Raw genomic sequence first — 14595 nt, 5'->3', positions numbered from 1 at the left:
TAGTGCATACTTGGCTTTGTGCTAGGAGACTATCGGATCGAAGGCCGTCGCGCAGCGGACATCTCGGCGAATGTGGAGCGTGCCGTCGGATCGGGCAAGCTCGCGCCGGGCGAACTGCTGCCACCCATGCGGGAGTTGGCGGTCGAGCTGGGGGTCAATCCCAATACGGTCGCCGCCGCCTACCGCATCCTGCGCGAGCGGGGGGTGATCGAGACATCGGGCCGCCGGGGCAGCCGGGTGCGGCACCGCCCGGCCAATACGCACCGCGAGCTGATCCGCGTGGAGGCGCCCGAAGGCGTGCGCGACGTCTCGACCGGCAACCCCGACCCGGCGCTGCTGCCCCCGCTCGGCCGGGCGCTCGCCGAGGCCGCCTCCCGGGCCGCCGAGGGCCCGGTGCTCTACGGCTCGTCCGCCGTCGACTCGGAGTTGGAGCGGATGGCCCGCGCCGCCTTCGACGCGGACCGCGTCCCGGCCGGGCCACTGGCCGTCACCTCCGGGTCGCTGGACGCCATCGAGCGCGTGCTGAGCGCCCATCTGCGGCCGGGGGACGAGGTGGCGGTCGAGGACCCCGGCTGGGGCAGCCTCCTCGACCTGATCTCCGCGCTCGGTCTGCGCGCGGTCCCCGTCGCGCTCGACGACGACGGGCCGCTGCCCGAGGACACCGACCGGGCGCTCCGGCAGGGCGCCCGGGCCCTGGTCGTCACCGACCGGGCGCAGAATCCCACCGGCGCGGCCGTCAGCGAGGCGCGCGCCCGCGAGCTGCGGGCCGTGCTCGCCGACCACCCGCATGTGCTGCTCATCGAGGACGACCACGGCCACGGCATCGTCGACCTCCCCCTGCACCCCCTCGCCGGGGGCACCGACCACTGGGCACTCGTGCGCTCCGTCGCGAAGGCGTACGGGCCGGATCTGCGGCTCGCGGTGCTCACCGGCGACGCCGTCACCGTGGACCGGGTGCGCGGACGGCAGCGCCTGGGGCCGGGCTGGGTCAGTCATGTCCTGCAGCGGGCCGTGGCGCACCTCTGGCGGACCGGCGCGGTGGACGCGGCGGCGGTCGCCGGCTCGTACGGGCACCGCCGTGAGGCGCTCGTCCGGGCGCTGCGGGACCGGGGAGTTGTGGCGCACGGGCGCAGCGGGATGAATGTCTGGCTTCCGGTGCCGGACGAGACGGGTGCCGTGGCGCGGTTGTTGCAGGCGGGATGGGCGGTGGCGCCGGGTGCGCGCTTCCGGGTCTCCTCCCCGCCCGGGGTGCGGCTGACCGTCTCGCCCCTGTCCATGGACGACATAGGGCCGGTCGCGGACGCGCTGGCGTCCGTGACCGGCCCGGATTCCACGGGGCGTTACGACTGAGGCGGTTGCACGTGCCGGATCGTTTACCGGATCCTTGCCTGCCCCTCTGTCTGATCAGTGCTTGATCAGTGCCTGATCAGTCGCCGGGCCGGCGGGGTGCCTTCGCCCGGGAGCCGCCCTGGGTGAGCGCCGCTCCGGCCAGCACGATCAGCGCGCCGACCGGGGTGTTCCAGGTGAGCCGCTCGTCGAGGAGGGCGACACCGGCCGCCGTCGCGATGACCGGGATGAAGTACGTGGTCATGGTCGCGGTCGTCGGACCCACCTCCGCGACCAGCCCGTACTGGAAGAGGAATGCGAGCCCGGTGCCCAGCGCCCCGAGCGCGACGATCGACAGCACGGGCACGACGGGGAAGGAGGTGGGCAGCGGGCTGAACACCGGGGCGACCACGGCGAGCTGGGCGGTGGCGAGGAGCAGCTGGGCGCCGGACATCGACAGATGGGAGTTGCCGGTGTCGGACAGCGTGCGCCGGACGTAGATCCATCCGACGGCGTAGCTGAGCGAGGCGATCAGGGCCAGCAGTGTGCCGGTCGGGTCCTGCCCGTCGAAGCCCTGCCAGGCGCCGAGGACGGTGAGCACGCCGATGAAGCCCAGCCCGAGACCGGCGAACCGGCGCCGGGTGGGACGGTCCTCGGAGAGGGCCACAAGCGAGAGGACCATGCCCCACAACGGGGTGGTGGCGTTGCAGATGCCGGCCAGGGTCGAGGAGATGGTCAGCTCGGCGTAGGCGAAGAGCGAGAAGGGGAGGGCGTTGAGCAGGAACGCCGCGACAGCCAGGTGCCCCCAGGTGCGGGCGCCGCGCGGCAGCCGTTGCCGCTTGACGGCGAGGATGGCGACGAGCACCAGGGCGCCGAAGAACACACGCCCGAAGGAGACGTAGAGCGGCGCGAAGCCGTCCGTGCCGAGCTTGATGAAGAGAAAGCTGAAACCCCAGATGAGCGAGAGCGCGCCGAAGCGGATACGCCAGTCCACGGCGGGCCGGCCCGGCCCGGAGCCCCTCGCGGTGCCGGTCGAGGGTCCGGTCGAAAGGCCGGGGGCGGAAGGGCCTGCGGTTGAGGGGCGGGTGGTGGCTGTGGCGGATGGTGATCCTGGTGCGACGACGCTCATGGAGATCACCATGCCGGGCCATACGTATTAGAACAAGCAAATAATTGTGTGTGGCATCGCGTAGCATCCCTTACATGTTGAATCTGGACCGCCTGCGCACCCTCAACGCCGTCGCCCGCCACGGTTCCGTCAGCGGCGCGGCCGACGGATTGCACGTGACGACCTCCGCCGTGTCGCAGCAGCTGGCCAAGCTGGAGCGGGAGACCGGTCAGCAGCTGCTGGCCAAGAACGGCCGGGGGGTGCGGCTCACCGACGCCGGCCGGCTGCTCGCCGACCACGCCTCGCGCATCCTCTCCCAGGTGGAGCTGGCCCAGGCCGATCTGGAGGCGCAGCGCGGCCAGGCCGTCGGTGAGCTGCTGCTCGGCGCGTTCCCTACGGCGGCCCGCGGGCTGTTCCCGGCCGCGCTCGCGGAGTTGCGCGACGCCCACCCGCAACTGCGCGCCCGGCTGGAGGAGATGGAGCCCGACGAGGCCGTGCCGCGCGTGGTGCGCGGCGACATCGACGTCGCGGTCGTCCTCGACTGGTACAACAAGCCGCTGCCGATGCCCGACGGCCTGGCCAAGGCCCCGATCCTGGACGACCCCGCCGACGTGGCGCTGCCCGCCGGCCACCCGCTCGCCGACCGGGACGAGCTGGATCTCGAGGACCTCGCCGACGACGAGTGGGTCTCCTGGCCCCGAGGGGAGTTCTGCCACGACTGGCTGATGCTCACCCTGCGCAGCAAGGGCATCGAGCCCCGCATCTCGCACATGGCCGAGGAGCACCACACCCAGCTCGCCCTCGTCGCTGCCGGGCTCGGGGTCGCGGTCGCCCCCCGCCTCGGCCGGGGCCCGGTGCCGGACGGGGTGCGGGTCGTGCCCGTACGCCACAGCATGTGCCGCCACGTCTACGCGGTCTGGCGGGCGGACGCCGACCGCAGGCCGTCGATCCGGGCGGCGGTCGAAGCGCTGCGCACGACGGGGGAGGCGGTCGGCGGCCGAACCGGCTGAGCGGATCCCTGCGGGCCTGCGGCTTCCGCGCCCCTACGCGCCGGGCAGCTTGCGGAAGTCCCAGGAGACGACGGCCTCCGGCGTCAGTCGCAGCCAGGCGTGCCGGCCGTCATGCGGCATGGCGTCCAGGCCGAAGTACTTGGCGGCGAACAGCGCCTCCACGGCGTCGAGCCCGGGGCAGGGCTCGCCGGTGCGCGGGGCCTCGCCGACGAACGCCGCGGTGCCGGACAGCTCGGCGCCGCGCAATTCCCCGTACTCCCGGCCGTCGTCGACGACCACCGCCACCCGCGGGTCCCGGCGCAGATCGGCCCACCGGCGGCTGCGGGTCAGGGAGTACAGCCACAGCGCGGCCCCGTCCCAGACGAACCACAGCGCGCCGACGTGCGGCCGGCCGTCGGGGCCGACCGTGGCCACCCGGCAGGTGCGCCGCTCGGTGAGGAAGGCGTCCAGCTCGGACCGCGTCATCATGATCCGGCGGCCCCGCCGCTGCGCAACGGTCATCTTCCGCGCCACCCTCCTCGGACCTGACGGTACGTCAGGAATCATCGGGCAACTTCCCCCGTCGCGCAATGCCCGCTACCCTCACCCGACTTCGGTCCCGGGCCTTCGCGGCCCGCCCGGCCGTCCCGAGAAGCCGACGAGGAGCGCCATGGCGCCGCACGACCAGCCCGCCGAGCGGCTCGACCCGGCGACGACCGTGCTCCTGACCGTGGAGTGCCAGCGCGGCGTCGTCGGCCCCGACAGCGCGCTGCCCGAGCTCGCCGCCGTCGCCCGCGCCTCCGGCGCCCTGGGCAATGTCGCGCGGCTCGTCGAGGGCGCGCACGCGGCGGGCGTCCAGGTCCTGCACGCCATCGCCGAGCGCCGCCCCGACGGCCGCGGCGCGAGCCGCAACGCCCGCCTCTTCCGTGCCGCTGAACGACTGCCCGTACAGCAGCTCACCGGCACGCTGGCCGTCCGCGTCGCCGAGCCGATCCCGGTCGGCGAGGACGACCTCGTCGTACGGAGACTGCACGGGCTCTCCCCGCTCGCCGGCACCGGCGTGGACGCGCTGCTGCGCAATCTCGGCTGCCGCACCCTGATCGTCACCGGGGTCTCGGCCAACGTCGCGATCCCCAACGCCGTCTTCGACGCCGTCAACCTCGGCTACACGGCCGTCGTCCCCGCCGACGCCATCGCCGGCGTGCCCGCCGACTACACCGCGGCGATGGTCCGCCACACCCTGGCCCTCGTCGCCACCATGACCACGACCGACGCCGTCCTGCGCGGTTGGCGGCGCCCGGGCGGGCCGCGCTGACCGCGGCCGCGCCCGGTCCCGGTGATCTCAGGCGAGCCCGATGGAGTCGCCCCGCACGGAGATCTTCATCTCCTGCAGCGGCAGCTTCGCCGGGTCGTGCCGGACGCCGCCGTCCTCGATGCTGAACTTGCTGCCGTGGCAGGGGCAGTTGATCGTCCCGTCCGACACGTCCTTGACCACGCACTTCTGATGGGTGCAGATCGCGGAGAACGCCTTGAACTCGCCCTGGGAGGGCTGCGTCACCACCACCCGCCGGTCCGCGAAGACCTTCCCGCCGCCCACCGGGATCTCCGACGTCCGGGCCAGCACCCGGCCCCCGGTGCCCCCGGCGGCCGAGGACTCCTGCCCGGGCTGGGACGTCTGCTGTGTACCGGACGTGGCATCCGCGTCGGGGGTACCGGGCGGGGTCGCCTTGTCGTCCGAGCCGCCGCAGGCCGCGAGCGCCGCGGCGAGGCCGGTGGCCCCGAACGCCGCGACGACGCTGCGGCGGCTCGCGCCGCCCGGGGCGGGTGACATGTGCGTCATGTTCGCTCCTTGGTGCCGTTGCCGTGCTGTCTGTGCGGTCAACGGGGCGGTGCTGCCGGCCCGCTGCCGCGCGCGACCGGTGCGACGACGTGACGGGCACGCGACGCGACCGGTACAAGGAGATCTACGGGACCGCCGCCGCCCGCGTTCAGCGCCCGAGTGCCTTCTTCAGAAAGTCCAGCTCGAACAGCAGCAGATTCTCCGCGGTGTCCTCCGCCGCCATGTGCGTCGATCCCACCAGCGGCAGCACCGAATGCGGCCGCCCCGCCGCCAGCAGCGCCGCCGACATCCGCAGCGTGTGGGCCACCGCCACGTTGTCGTCCGCCATGCCGTGGACCAGCAGCAGCGGACGGCGCAGCCCAGCCGCGTCACCGATCGTCGACGAGCGCGCGTAGTTCTCCGGCTCCTCGTCCGGGTGGCCGAGGAAGCGTTCCTTCCAGTGTGTGTCGTACCACCGCTGATCGGTCGGCGCCGCACCGGAGACCGCCGCGTGGAAGACCTCGGGCCGGCGCAGGACCGCGGCTGCCGCGACGGTGCCACCGAACGACCAGCCGCGGATCCCCACTCGCCCCGGGTCCAGGTCCGGATACCGCGCGCACACCGCCCGCAGCGCGTCGACCTGGTCCTCCAGGACGGGCGTCAGCTGGTCGCCGTGTACCGCCTTCTCCCACGCGGGCCCCCGGCCGGGTGTGCCCCGGCCGTCCACGATCAGCACCGCGAAGCCCTGCTCGGCGAACCACCGCGCCACGCACGTCCACCACGCGTCGTCCCGCACCACGAGCCGCACCCCCGGCCCGCCGTACGGGCAGAGCAGCACCGGCAGCTTCCTCGTCCCCGGCTCGTGCCAGGACGGCAGGAACAGCATGCCGGGCAGCTCCCGCTCGCCGAGCGTCAGGAACTCCGGCCGCGGCACGAGCAGGGGGTCGGCGACGAACGAGGCGATCGAACCGGCCGGCTCGCCGTCGCGCAGGACCGTCACCGTGTGCCCGTCCGGGGTCCGGCCGTCCAGCACCACCGTGGGGCCGCCCATGACCGCCGTGTGCCTGCCCGGCTCCCGGCTCAGCCGGGTGAGGCCGGGGCCCGGCTCGTACGACCAGACGTGACACTCGGTCGGGTCCTCCCAGGCCGTGAACAGCACCCGCTCGCCGTCCGTGCCGAGCACCGCGTCCAGGTGCAGCCCCTCGGGGGTCACCGGGCGGCCGTCGATCCCCAGCCGCCTGGTGTCCCGCGATTCGAGGGGCTCCACCAGGGCGCCGGAGCGGGTGCGGGCCGGGGTGCCGGGGACGAGTTCCACCCACGCGGGGTCGTGCCGCTCGCCCGCCGTCCCGGTCGTGCCCGTCTCCGGATCCACCGTCAGCACCCGCAGATCACGCTGGTCGCGGCTCTGCACACCGATCAGCGGGCCGTGCGCGTCCCAGTCGGCCGTGGCCAGGTATTCGAAGGCCGCGCGGTCCCATGTCACCTCCGTGCGCCGGCCGTCGAGCGTCACCACGGACAGGGTGACCTCCGCGTTGGTGGTGCCCGCCGCCGGGTAACGGACGGGGCGGGGTGCCCTCGCCGGGTCGGCCGGGTCGGCCAGATACCACAGCGGCACCGGCGTGGGGTCGACACGGGCGACCAGCAGCGCCCGCCCGTCCGGCGCCCACCAGTAGCCCCGCGAGCGCCCCATCGACTCCATCGCCGTGAACTCCGCCAGACCGTAGGTGACCTCCGCCTCCTCCGGCACCAACCGCAGCAGCTCCTCGCCCGCGATCGATGCGACATACAGCGCGCCGCCACTGACATACGCGACATGACGGCCGTCGGGCGAGGGGCGCGGGTCCACGGCGGGACCGGCCGTCGGCAGCCGGAAGGGCACGGAGCCGTCCGTGCGGGCCGCCCAGAGCGCGCCGCCCAGGGCGAACACGGCCAGCCGCGCCTCGCGGTCGGTCGCGTACGACACGATGCCCGCCGACTGCTCGCGGGCCCGCTCCCGCCGTGCCTGTTCGGCGTCCGGTATGCCGGTGCCGTCCGCCAGTACCGACGGGTCGGCGAGCAGCCGTTCTTGCCCGTCCTCGTGCAGCCACAGCCGGCTCAGCGGGTCCAGCCCGCCGCCCGTGCGCGTGAACAGCACCCGCCGTCCGTCGGGCGAGACCGTGAAGTCGCGCGGCGCACCGAGGGAGAAACGCCGGGAACGGGCGAACCGGCGGGGGAACCCGGCGACGTCCGTGCCGTTCCCGTCGATGTCGAAAGGGTCGTCCGCCGCGCCGATTTCCTTGTCGATCATGTTGTCCATGCTCGGCACCCTGACAGGAAACCACCGTCGCCGGTACCGGGCTCCGCCCTGGCCGGACGGCCCCGTCCGCCGCAGTAGCCTGGGGCAATGCTCCCCGAAGTCACCGCCACCCGCTATGTCACGCCCTTGCGTGAGGGTGGCTCGCTCCCCGGCATCGTCGAGGCCGACGATCTCGGTACGTACGTCATGAAGTTCACCGGTGCCGGCCAGGGCCGCAAGACGCTGGTCGCGGAGGTGATCTGCGGACAGCTGGGCCGCCGGCTCGGGCTGCGCGTCCCGGACCTGGCCGGCATCTGGCTGGACCCGGTGATCGGCCGGGCCGAGCCGGACCAGGAGGTGCAGGGCCTGCTGAAGGCGAGCGGCGGCCTCAATCTCGGGATGGACTTCCTTCCCGGGGCCCTCGGCTTCGACCCCCTCGCCTTCGAGATCGGGGCGGCCGAGGCCGGGCGCGTGGTCTGGTTCGACGCGCTCATCAACAACGTCGACCGCTCGTGGCGCAACCCCAATCTGCTGGTCTGGCACGGCGAGCTGTGGCTCATCGACCACGGTGCCACGATGATCTGGCAGCACAACTGGCCCACCGCGCGGGCCGCCGCCGACAAGGCCTACGACGCCTCCGACCACGTCCTGGCCACCTTCGGGCCGGACGTCGCCGCCGCCGGGGCCGAACTCGCGCCCCGGGTCACCGAGGAACTGCTGACCGAGGTCACCGCCGACGTGCCGGACGAGTGGCTGGTGGACGAACCGGGCTTCGCCGACCCGGACGCGCTGCGGCGCGCCTACGTCGAGACGCTGCTGGCCCGCGCCGCGACCATCGGTGACCGCATCACGCTCGGCGAGCGCAGCAAGGACAAGCCCTCGCAGGCCCCGGAGTGGGTGCGGGTCAGGCTCGACGGAAGGGCCGGAAAATGACCGGGCGCCACAACGGACGTGATGTTTTCGAGTACGCGCTGCTGCGCGTCGTGCCGCGCGTGGAGCGCGGTGAGCTGATCAACGCGGGGGTGGTCGTCTACTGCCAGGCGAAGTCGTTCGTCGCGGCCCGCGTCCATCTGGACGAGGCCCGGCTGCTGGCGCTCGACCCGACGGCCGACGTGGCGGGCGTACGGGCCGCGCTGGGTGCCGTCGAGGGTGTCTGCTCCGGCGGGGAACGGGCCGGTCAGGCCGCCGGTGACGACCCCGGGCGGCGCTTTCGCTGGCTGATCGCGCCGCGCAGCACCATCGTCCAGCCCGGACCGGTGCACACCGGGCTGACCGCGGATCCCGAGCGCGAGTCGGAGCGGCTGCTGGACCTGCTGGTGCGCTGAGGCCGGGCGGGCTGCCGGGGAGCGTTGACAGCGGGTGGCGGGGCTTCTAGCGTCTGTCTGCTGAAGCTACTAAGCGGTTGCTCACCCCGAGGGGCCGGATCCCGACCAGGGAGCCGGATTCCTCGGCGAGCCGCCGTGCCCTGTCGTCCGAGGTGAGGAGAACCCGCATGTCCACTACCGAGCAGCGCGTAGCCGTCGTCACGGGCGCGGCCCGTGGCATCGGCGCCGCGACCGCCGTTCGCCTGGCCGGGGAGGGCCGCGCGGTCGCCGTTCTCGACCTCGACGAGGCGGCCTGCGCGGACACCGTGGAGAAGATCACGGCCGCCGGCGGCAAGGCCCTCGCCGTCGGCTGCGACGTCTCGGACGCGGCACAGGTGGAGGCCGCCGTGGCCCGCGTCGCCGCCGAGCTGGGCGCGCCGGTGATCCTCGTCAACAACGCCGGGGTGCTCCGCGACAACCTGCTGTTCAAGATGAGCGAGGACGACTGGGACACCGTCCTCAACGTGCATCTGCGCGGCGCGTTCCTGATGTCGCGGGCCTGCCAGAAGCACATGGTGGACGCGGGCTTCGGCCGGATCGTCAACCTCTCCAGCAGCTCGGCCCTCGGCAACCGCGGCCAGGCCAACTACGCCGCCGCCAAGGCCGGGATGCAGGGCCTCACCAAGACCCTCGCCAAGGAGCTCGGCAAGTTCGGCGTCACCGCCAACTCCGTCGCCCCCGGCTTCATCGCCACCGACATGACCGCGGCCACCGCGGCCCGCGTCGGGATGGGCTTCGAGGACTTCAAGACCGCGGCCGCCTCCCAGATCCCGGTGCAGCGCGTCGGGGAGCCCGCTGACATCGCCAACGCCGTCGCCTTCTTCACCGGCGAGGAGGCCGGATTCGTCTCCGGCCAGGTCCTGTACGTGGCCGGCGGACCGCTCAACTGACAGGGGTGCAGCACCACATGACCACACAGGACAGCGGAAAGGTCGCCCTCGTCACGGGCGCCAGCCGGGGCATCGGTTACGGCATCGCCGAGGCGCTCGTCGCCCGCGGCGACCGCGTCGTGATCACCGGCCGCACCGAGGAAGCGCTCAAGGAGGCCGTCGAGAGACTCGGCGCCGACCGGGCGGTCGGCGTCGCGGGCAAGGCCCACGACGAGGCCCACCAGGCCGTCGCGGTCGAGCGGGCCATGGAGGCCTTCGGCCGCGTCGACTACCTGGTCAACAACGCCGGTACCAACCCGGTGTTCGGCCCGATCGCCGAGCTGGACCTCGCGGTCGCCCGCAAGGTCTTCGAGACCAATGTCATCTCGGCGCTCGGCTTCGCCCAGCAGACGTGGAAGGCATGGCAGAAGGAGAACGGCGGGGCGATCGTCAACATCGCCTCCGTCGCCGGTCTCGGGGCGTCCCCGTTCGTCGGCGCCTACGGGATCAGCAAGGCCGCCATGGTCAACCTCACGCTGCAGCTCGCGCACGAGCTGGCGCCCGGGGTGCGGGTCAACGCCATCGCCCCCGCCGTGGTGAAGACCAAGTTCGCCGCGGCGCTCTACGAAGGGCGCGAGGAGGAGGCCGTGGCGTCCTACCCGCTCGGCCGGCTCGGCGTCCCGGAGGACATCGGCGGCGCGGCGGCGTTCCTGCTCTCCGACGCCGCCGGGTGGGTCACCGGCCAGACGCTCGTCGTGGACGGCGGGCTCTTCCTCAACGCGGGGGTCTGACACGGCCGGCTGCCCGGGCCCCGGGCAGCCGGCCGGCTTCGGTGGCGGCGTTGTCAGTGGTCGCCGGTAAGTTCTCCGATGAGAACAGAACGAACCCCGGAGGTTGTTGACGTGACCTACACCGACATGCTGCCCGAGTCCTGGCGCGGAGTCCTCGGCGAGGAGCTGGAGAAGCCGTACTTCAAGGAGCTCGTCGACTTCGTCGAGGAGGAGCGGGCGGCCGGGCCGGTGTACCCGCCGCGCGAGGAGGTCTTCGCGGCCCTGGAGGCGACCCCCTACGACCAGGTGAAGGTCCTGGTCCTCGGGCAGGACCCCTACCACGGCGCGGGGCAGGGCCACGGCCTGTGCTTCTCGGTCCGCCCCGGGGTGAAGACCCCGCCCTCGCTGCGCAACATCTACAAGGAGATGCACGAGGAGCTGGGCCTCCCGGTGCCCGACAACGGCTATCTGATGCCGTGGGCCCAGCAGGGCGTCCTGCTGCTCAACGCGGTGCTGACGGTCAGGGCCGGCGAGGCCAACTCCCACAAGGGCAAGGGCTGGGAGAAGTTCACGGACGCCGTCATCCGGGCCGTCGCCTCCCGGCCGGACCCGGCCGTCTTCGTGCTGTGGGGCAACTACGCCCAGAAGAAGCTGCCCTTGATCGACGAGGAGCGCCACGTCGTCGTCAAGGGCGCGCACCCCTCGCCCCTCTCGGCGCGGAAATTCTTCGGCAGCCGCCCCTTCACGCAGATCAACGAGGCGATCGCCGCCCAGGACCACCGGCCGATCGACTGGCGGATCCCGAACCTCGGCGCCTGACCGGCTCCGCCGGGGCCGAGCGGCGGGGGCGGCGGATCAGCTCCCGTAGGCCTGACGACAGATCCGCGACGCGTCGTCGCCCTTCTTCCAGCGCCCGTACGTTTCGCCCAGCCTGCACAGGTTCGAACCGGAGCGGGGCGGGGCCTGCTGGGCGGGGCGGGACTCGGAGCGCTGAGGTGGCGGAGGTGCCTGCTCGACATGGTGCCGGGACGGCGGGGCCTCGCGGGGCGGTGGCGGCGCGGGCGCCGATTCCGGCTCCCGGCCCGGTGCCGAGCGCGCCGGGGGAGCGGCGCGCGGCGAGCGCGCCTCGGAGCGGCCCGGGCCGTCCCAGCGGTCCGGATCGGCCGCCCGAGACGAGGAGGGCCGTGAGTCCGACCGCGAGTCCGCGGCGTCCTCCGCACGTGCCTCCGCCTCGGTGCTCCGGTCAAGATCCGCATCCCCGTCCCGGTCCTGCTCCGACCCGGATGCCGACGGCGTCCTCGATTCGGCCGCGGACGGGGACCGTGAGCCGTCCGACCCCTCCGGGCCGCCCGGCCCCACCAGGCCCAGGGATTCCCGGGCGGGGGCCGGTGACATCCTCGGTTCGGTGACGCGGGAGAACCCGGACCGGTCGGACGCGGGGGAAGCGGCATGGGGGGAGAGGGCGACGCAGCCGACGGCGGCCGACATCGCCACCGCCGCCAGAGCCGCCGCCGCGGGCATTCGATGCATTCGCCCCACCCTGCTGCCTGACGCGGTGGGTTGGGTATTCCCCGCACGGGTGACGCTCCACGGCCTGTCGGCCGCGGGCGGTCCCCAGGGGGCCGGGTCAGTAGCCGGCCGCGCCGTCGATCCGTTCGCGGACGAGGTCGGCGTGACCGTTGTGCCGCGCGTACTCCTCGATCATGTGGAGGTAGATCCAGCGCAGGTTGTACGACTTGCCGCCGTGACGCGTGCTGTGGCCGACGTCGTCGAGCGAGCGTCCCCGCGCCGCCTCGCGTGCCGCCTCGATCTCCGCCTGCCAGGTGGCGTAGGCCTCTTCCCAGGTGTCCTCGTCGGGGGCCAGGAAGTCACCGTCGAGATTGTCCTCGGTGTAATAGATCGGCCCGGCCGTCTCCTCCCCGGCGAGCACCCGCCGGAACCAGGAGCGCTCGACCTCCGCCATGTGCCGGACGAGCCCGAGCAGGGAAAGAGCGGAGGGCGGCACGCTCGCCTCGCGCAGCTGCTTGTCGTCGAGCCCGGCACACTTGATGGCCAGCGTGGCCCGGTGATAGTCGAGCCAACTCTCCAGCGAGGTGCGTTCGTCGGCGAGGGTGGGCGTCTCGGGGCGCTCTGGTGTGATCATGACCGCCATCCTCGCCCGGGGCGGGCTCCCACCGCCACCGGTTATCGCCCGAGCACACCGCGCAGCAGCTCCCCGATCCTCTCGCGCAGCTCCTCCCGCCCCGGCACCTCCGCGTGGTACGCCCCTGCCGCGCACAAGAACATCAGCCCCTCGCCCCACGCGATCACGGACAGCGCGTGCCGCTCCGGGGTGGCGGACCCGGCGGCGGCCATCAGGGCGATCAGCGGCTCACGGAAGGCCCGGCCCTCCTCGTCGTAGATTTTCCGCAGCTCCGGCCGCCGGGTGGCCTCCAGTGCCAACTCGTACCGCGCCACGAGCAGTTCGCGGTGGTCGGTGAGCGTGCGGTGCAGGGCCAGGGCGAGCGCGTCGGCCAGCGCGTCCCGCCCGTCGGCGGGGTCCGGCAGCTCCGTCAGTGTGAGCGCGCGCGCCTCGCGTGCCGCGTGCCGCCGCAGCGCCAGTTCCAGCAGTGCCGCGCGGGTACGGGCGTGATTGGAGGTCGAGCCCGGCGGCAGTCCGGCCGCCTCGTCCACCGCCCGGTGCGTCAGCCCCCGCATGCCGCGCCCGGCGAGCAGGGCGATGGCGGTGTCGGCGATCAGTTCGGCACGGGACACGCCCGAGGTGCGGGCGCTGCGATCGGTGGTCATGGCCCCAACCTAGCAATCCCACTACGGGCGTAGTACCGTCACCGCTGGAGGCACTACGGATGTAGTAACGGGGAGGAATCATGCGGCAACCACACGCCGTCGTCATCGGAGCGGGGATCGGCGGGCTCACCGCGGCGGTGGCCCTGCGGCGGCAGGGCTGGCGCGTCACCGTTCTCGAACGCGCGGCCACCCTCGAACCCGTGGGCGCGGGCATCTCCCTCGCCCCCAACGGCCAGCGCTCCCTCGACGTCATCGGCCTCGGCGACGACGTCCGGGCGCTGGCCGCCTGGCAGGGCGACGGCGGTCTGCGCGCCCCGGACGGCCGCTGGCTCTCGCGCACCAGCAGCGAGGCCGCCGCCCGCCGCTTCGGCGGACCCCTCGTCCTCCTCCACCGCGCCACCCTCGCCGACCTGCTCGTCGGACACCTGCCGGACAAAGCCGTCCGCACGGGCGCCGCCGCCACCCTCGCCGACCCCGGCGCCGCCGACCGGCCGGCCCGGGTCACCACCCCCGACGGTGACATCGAGGCGGACCTCGTCGTGGCCGCCGACGGCATCAACTCGGCGGCCCGCGCCGCGCTCTTCCCCACCCACCCCGGGCCCGTGTACTCCGGCTTCACCACCTGGCGCCTCGTCACCCACGCCCCCGGCCGGCCCTTCGCGGCGCACGAGACCTGGGGCCGCGCCGGGCTCTGGGGCACCCATCCGATGAAGGACGGCCGGAGCTACGCCTACGCCGCCGCGGCGGCCCCCGCCGGCACCCGCGCCCCCGACGACGAGAAGGCCGAACTGCTGCGCCGCTTCGGCACCTGGCACCACCCGGTGCCCGACATCCTCGCGGCGGCCGTGCCCGACCGGATCCTCCGCCACGACGTCCGTTTCATGGCCGAACCGCTGCCCGCCTACCACCGCGGTCGCGTCGCGCTCCTCGGCGACGCGGCCCACGCGATGGCCCCCACCCTCGGGCAGGGCGGCAACCAGGCCATCGAGGACGCGATCGTCCTCGCCCACCACCTGACCCCCGGCGCAGCGGACCTCTCGCCCGCGCTCGCCGCCTACACCCGGGACCGGCTGCCCCGCACCATGGAGGTCGTGCGCCGCTCGGCCCGGACCGCCCGGCTGTTCATGCTCTCCGGCGCCCCCGCCGTCGCCCTGCGGAACACGGCGATCGCCGCCGTCAGCCGGTTCGGCCCCGGGCTCCTGCTGCGCGGCTTCGACGGCATCGCCGACTGGGAGCCACCCGTACGGACGTATGCTTCTCAAACGGGATGACGCACCAGGGAGGCTCA

General features: G+C 73.6%; 16 protein-coding genes. 9 read left to right on the top strand and 7 right to left on the bottom strand.

Features of this window, described 5'->3' with window-relative positions; genetic code table 11:
• Positions 1–18 precede the first annotated feature (18 nt).
• The gene (locus AB8O64_RS06275) at positions 19–1350 is read left to right on the top strand and encodes an aminotransferase class I/II-fold pyridoxal phosphate-dependent enzyme (RefSeq protein WP_370418255.1); all 1332 of its coding nucleotides are present in this window, start codon (positions 19–21) and stop codon (positions 1348–1350) included.
• Positions 1351–1426: 76 nt separating this feature from the next.
• Here AB8O64_RS06275 and AB8O64_RS06270 read toward each other — a convergent pair whose 3' ends face one another.
• Positions 1427–2467 (bottom strand): DMT family transporter, encoded by a 1041-nt coding sequence (locus tag AB8O64_RS06270; protein ID WP_370418254.1) that lies wholly within the window; start codon positions 2465–2467, stop codon positions 1427–1429.
• A 62-nt stretch (positions 2468–2529) separates the two neighbouring features.
• Between AB8O64_RS06270 and AB8O64_RS06265 the strand changes: the two genes are divergently transcribed.
• Positions 2530–3444 (top strand): LysR family transcriptional regulator, encoded by a 915-nt coding sequence (locus AB8O64_RS06265; protein ID WP_370418253.1) that lies wholly within the window; start codon positions 2530–2532, stop codon positions 3442–3444.
• Between the two features lie 33 nt (positions 3445–3477).
• Here the strand turns inward: AB8O64_RS06265 and AB8O64_RS06260 are convergent, their stop codons facing one another.
• Positions 3478–3945 (bottom strand): pyridoxamine 5'-phosphate oxidase family protein, encoded by a 468-nt coding sequence (locus tag AB8O64_RS06260; RefSeq protein WP_370418252.1) that lies wholly within the window; start codon positions 3943–3945, stop codon positions 3478–3480.
• Positions 3946–4093: 148 nt separating this feature from the next.
• Here AB8O64_RS06260 and AB8O64_RS06255 point away from each other — a divergent pair, with 148 nt between their 5' ends.
• Complete coding sequence (locus tag AB8O64_RS06255; RefSeq protein ID WP_370418251.1) at positions 4094–4738, top strand: cysteine hydrolase; 645 nt, start codon at positions 4094–4096, stop codon at positions 4736–4738.
• A gap of 27 nt (positions 4739–4765) precedes the next feature.
• Here AB8O64_RS06255 and AB8O64_RS06250 read toward each other — a convergent pair whose 3' ends face one another.
• Both AB8O64_RS06250 and AB8O64_RS06245 read right to left on the bottom strand, forming a co-directional pair.
• On the bottom strand, positions 4766–5263 hold the full coding sequence (locus AB8O64_RS06250) for a Rieske (2Fe-2S) protein (protein WP_370418250.1): 498 nt from the start codon (positions 5261–5263) through the stop codon (positions 4766–4768).
• Between the two features lie 148 nt (positions 5264–5411).
• Complete coding sequence (locus AB8O64_RS06245) at positions 5412–7529, bottom strand: alpha/beta fold hydrolase (protein WP_370423806.1); 2118 nt, start codon at positions 7527–7529, stop codon at positions 5412–5414.
• A 96-nt stretch (positions 7530–7625) separates the two neighbouring features.
• Between AB8O64_RS06245 and AB8O64_RS06240 the strand changes: the two genes are divergently transcribed.
• The 5 genes from AB8O64_RS06240 (at position 7626) to ung (ending at position 11339) form a co-directional block, all read left to right on the top strand.
• Positions 7626–8450 (top strand): HipA family kinase, encoded by an 825-nt coding sequence (locus tag AB8O64_RS06240; RefSeq protein ID WP_370418249.1) that lies wholly within the window; start codon positions 7626–7628, stop codon positions 8448–8450.
• A complete protein-coding gene (locus AB8O64_RS06235) occupies positions 8447–8842 on the top strand; it encodes a DUF3037 domain-containing protein (RefSeq protein ID WP_130876679.1) in 396 nt (131 codons plus the stop codon). The genes AB8O64_RS06240 and AB8O64_RS06235 overlap by 4 nt, the downstream gene beginning before the upstream one ends.
• A gap of 167 nt (positions 8843–9009) precedes the next feature.
• Positions 9010–9771: a 3-oxoacyl-ACP reductase FabG gene (gene fabG / locus AB8O64_RS06230; RefSeq protein ID WP_209514247.1), complete on the top strand. Its 762-nt coding sequence runs from the start codon at positions 9010–9012 to the stop codon at positions 9769–9771.
• Positions 9772–9788: 17 nt separating this feature from the next.
• Entirely contained in the window at positions 9789–10541 is a 753-nt protein-coding gene (locus AB8O64_RS06225) for an SDR family oxidoreductase (protein WP_356457325.1), read from the top strand.
• Between the two features lie 111 nt (positions 10542–10652).
• Positions 10653–11339: a uracil-DNA glycosylase gene (ung, locus tag AB8O64_RS06220; RefSeq protein ID WP_356457595.1), complete on the top strand. Its 687-nt coding sequence runs from the start codon at positions 10653–10655 to the stop codon at positions 11337–11339.
• Between the two features lie 36 nt (positions 11340–11375).
• Here the strand turns inward: ung and AB8O64_RS06215 are convergent, their stop codons facing one another.
• The 3 genes from AB8O64_RS06215 to AB8O64_RS06205 all read right to left on the bottom strand — a co-directional run bounded on the left by AB8O64_RS06215 (position 11376) and on the right by AB8O64_RS06205 (position 13307).
• Positions 11376–12050, bottom strand: coding sequence for a hypothetical protein (locus AB8O64_RS06215; protein ID WP_370418248.1), 675 nt, complete (start codon positions 12048–12050; stop codon positions 11376–11378).
• A gap of 97 nt (positions 12051–12147) precedes the next feature.
• Positions 12148–12660: a DinB family protein gene (locus tag AB8O64_RS06210; RefSeq protein ID WP_370423805.1), complete on the bottom strand. Its 513-nt coding sequence runs from the start codon at positions 12658–12660 to the stop codon at positions 12148–12150.
• Between the two features lie 44 nt (positions 12661–12704).
• Positions 12705–13307: a TetR/AcrR family transcriptional regulator gene (locus AB8O64_RS06205; RefSeq protein ID WP_370418247.1), complete on the bottom strand. Its 603-nt coding sequence runs from the start codon at positions 13305–13307 to the stop codon at positions 12705–12707.
• Between the two features lie 80 nt (positions 13308–13387).
• Here AB8O64_RS06205 and AB8O64_RS06200 point away from each other — a divergent pair, with 80 nt between their 5' ends.
• Complete coding sequence (locus AB8O64_RS06200) at positions 13388–14578, top strand: FAD-dependent monooxygenase (RefSeq protein WP_370418246.1); 1191 nt, start codon at positions 13388–13390, stop codon at positions 14576–14578.
• The last annotated feature ends 17 nt before the right edge of the window (positions 14579–14595 follow it).

This window comes from Streptomyces sp. QH1-20, from assembly GCF_041283565.1.
In the GTDB taxonomy this organism is placed as follows: domain Bacteria; phylum Actinomycetota; class Actinomycetes; order Streptomycetales; family Streptomycetaceae; genus Streptomyces; species Streptomyces syringius.
The sequence above is the reverse complement of the archived record's forward strand: the minus strand, read 5'-3'. Positions and strand labels throughout refer to the sequence as shown.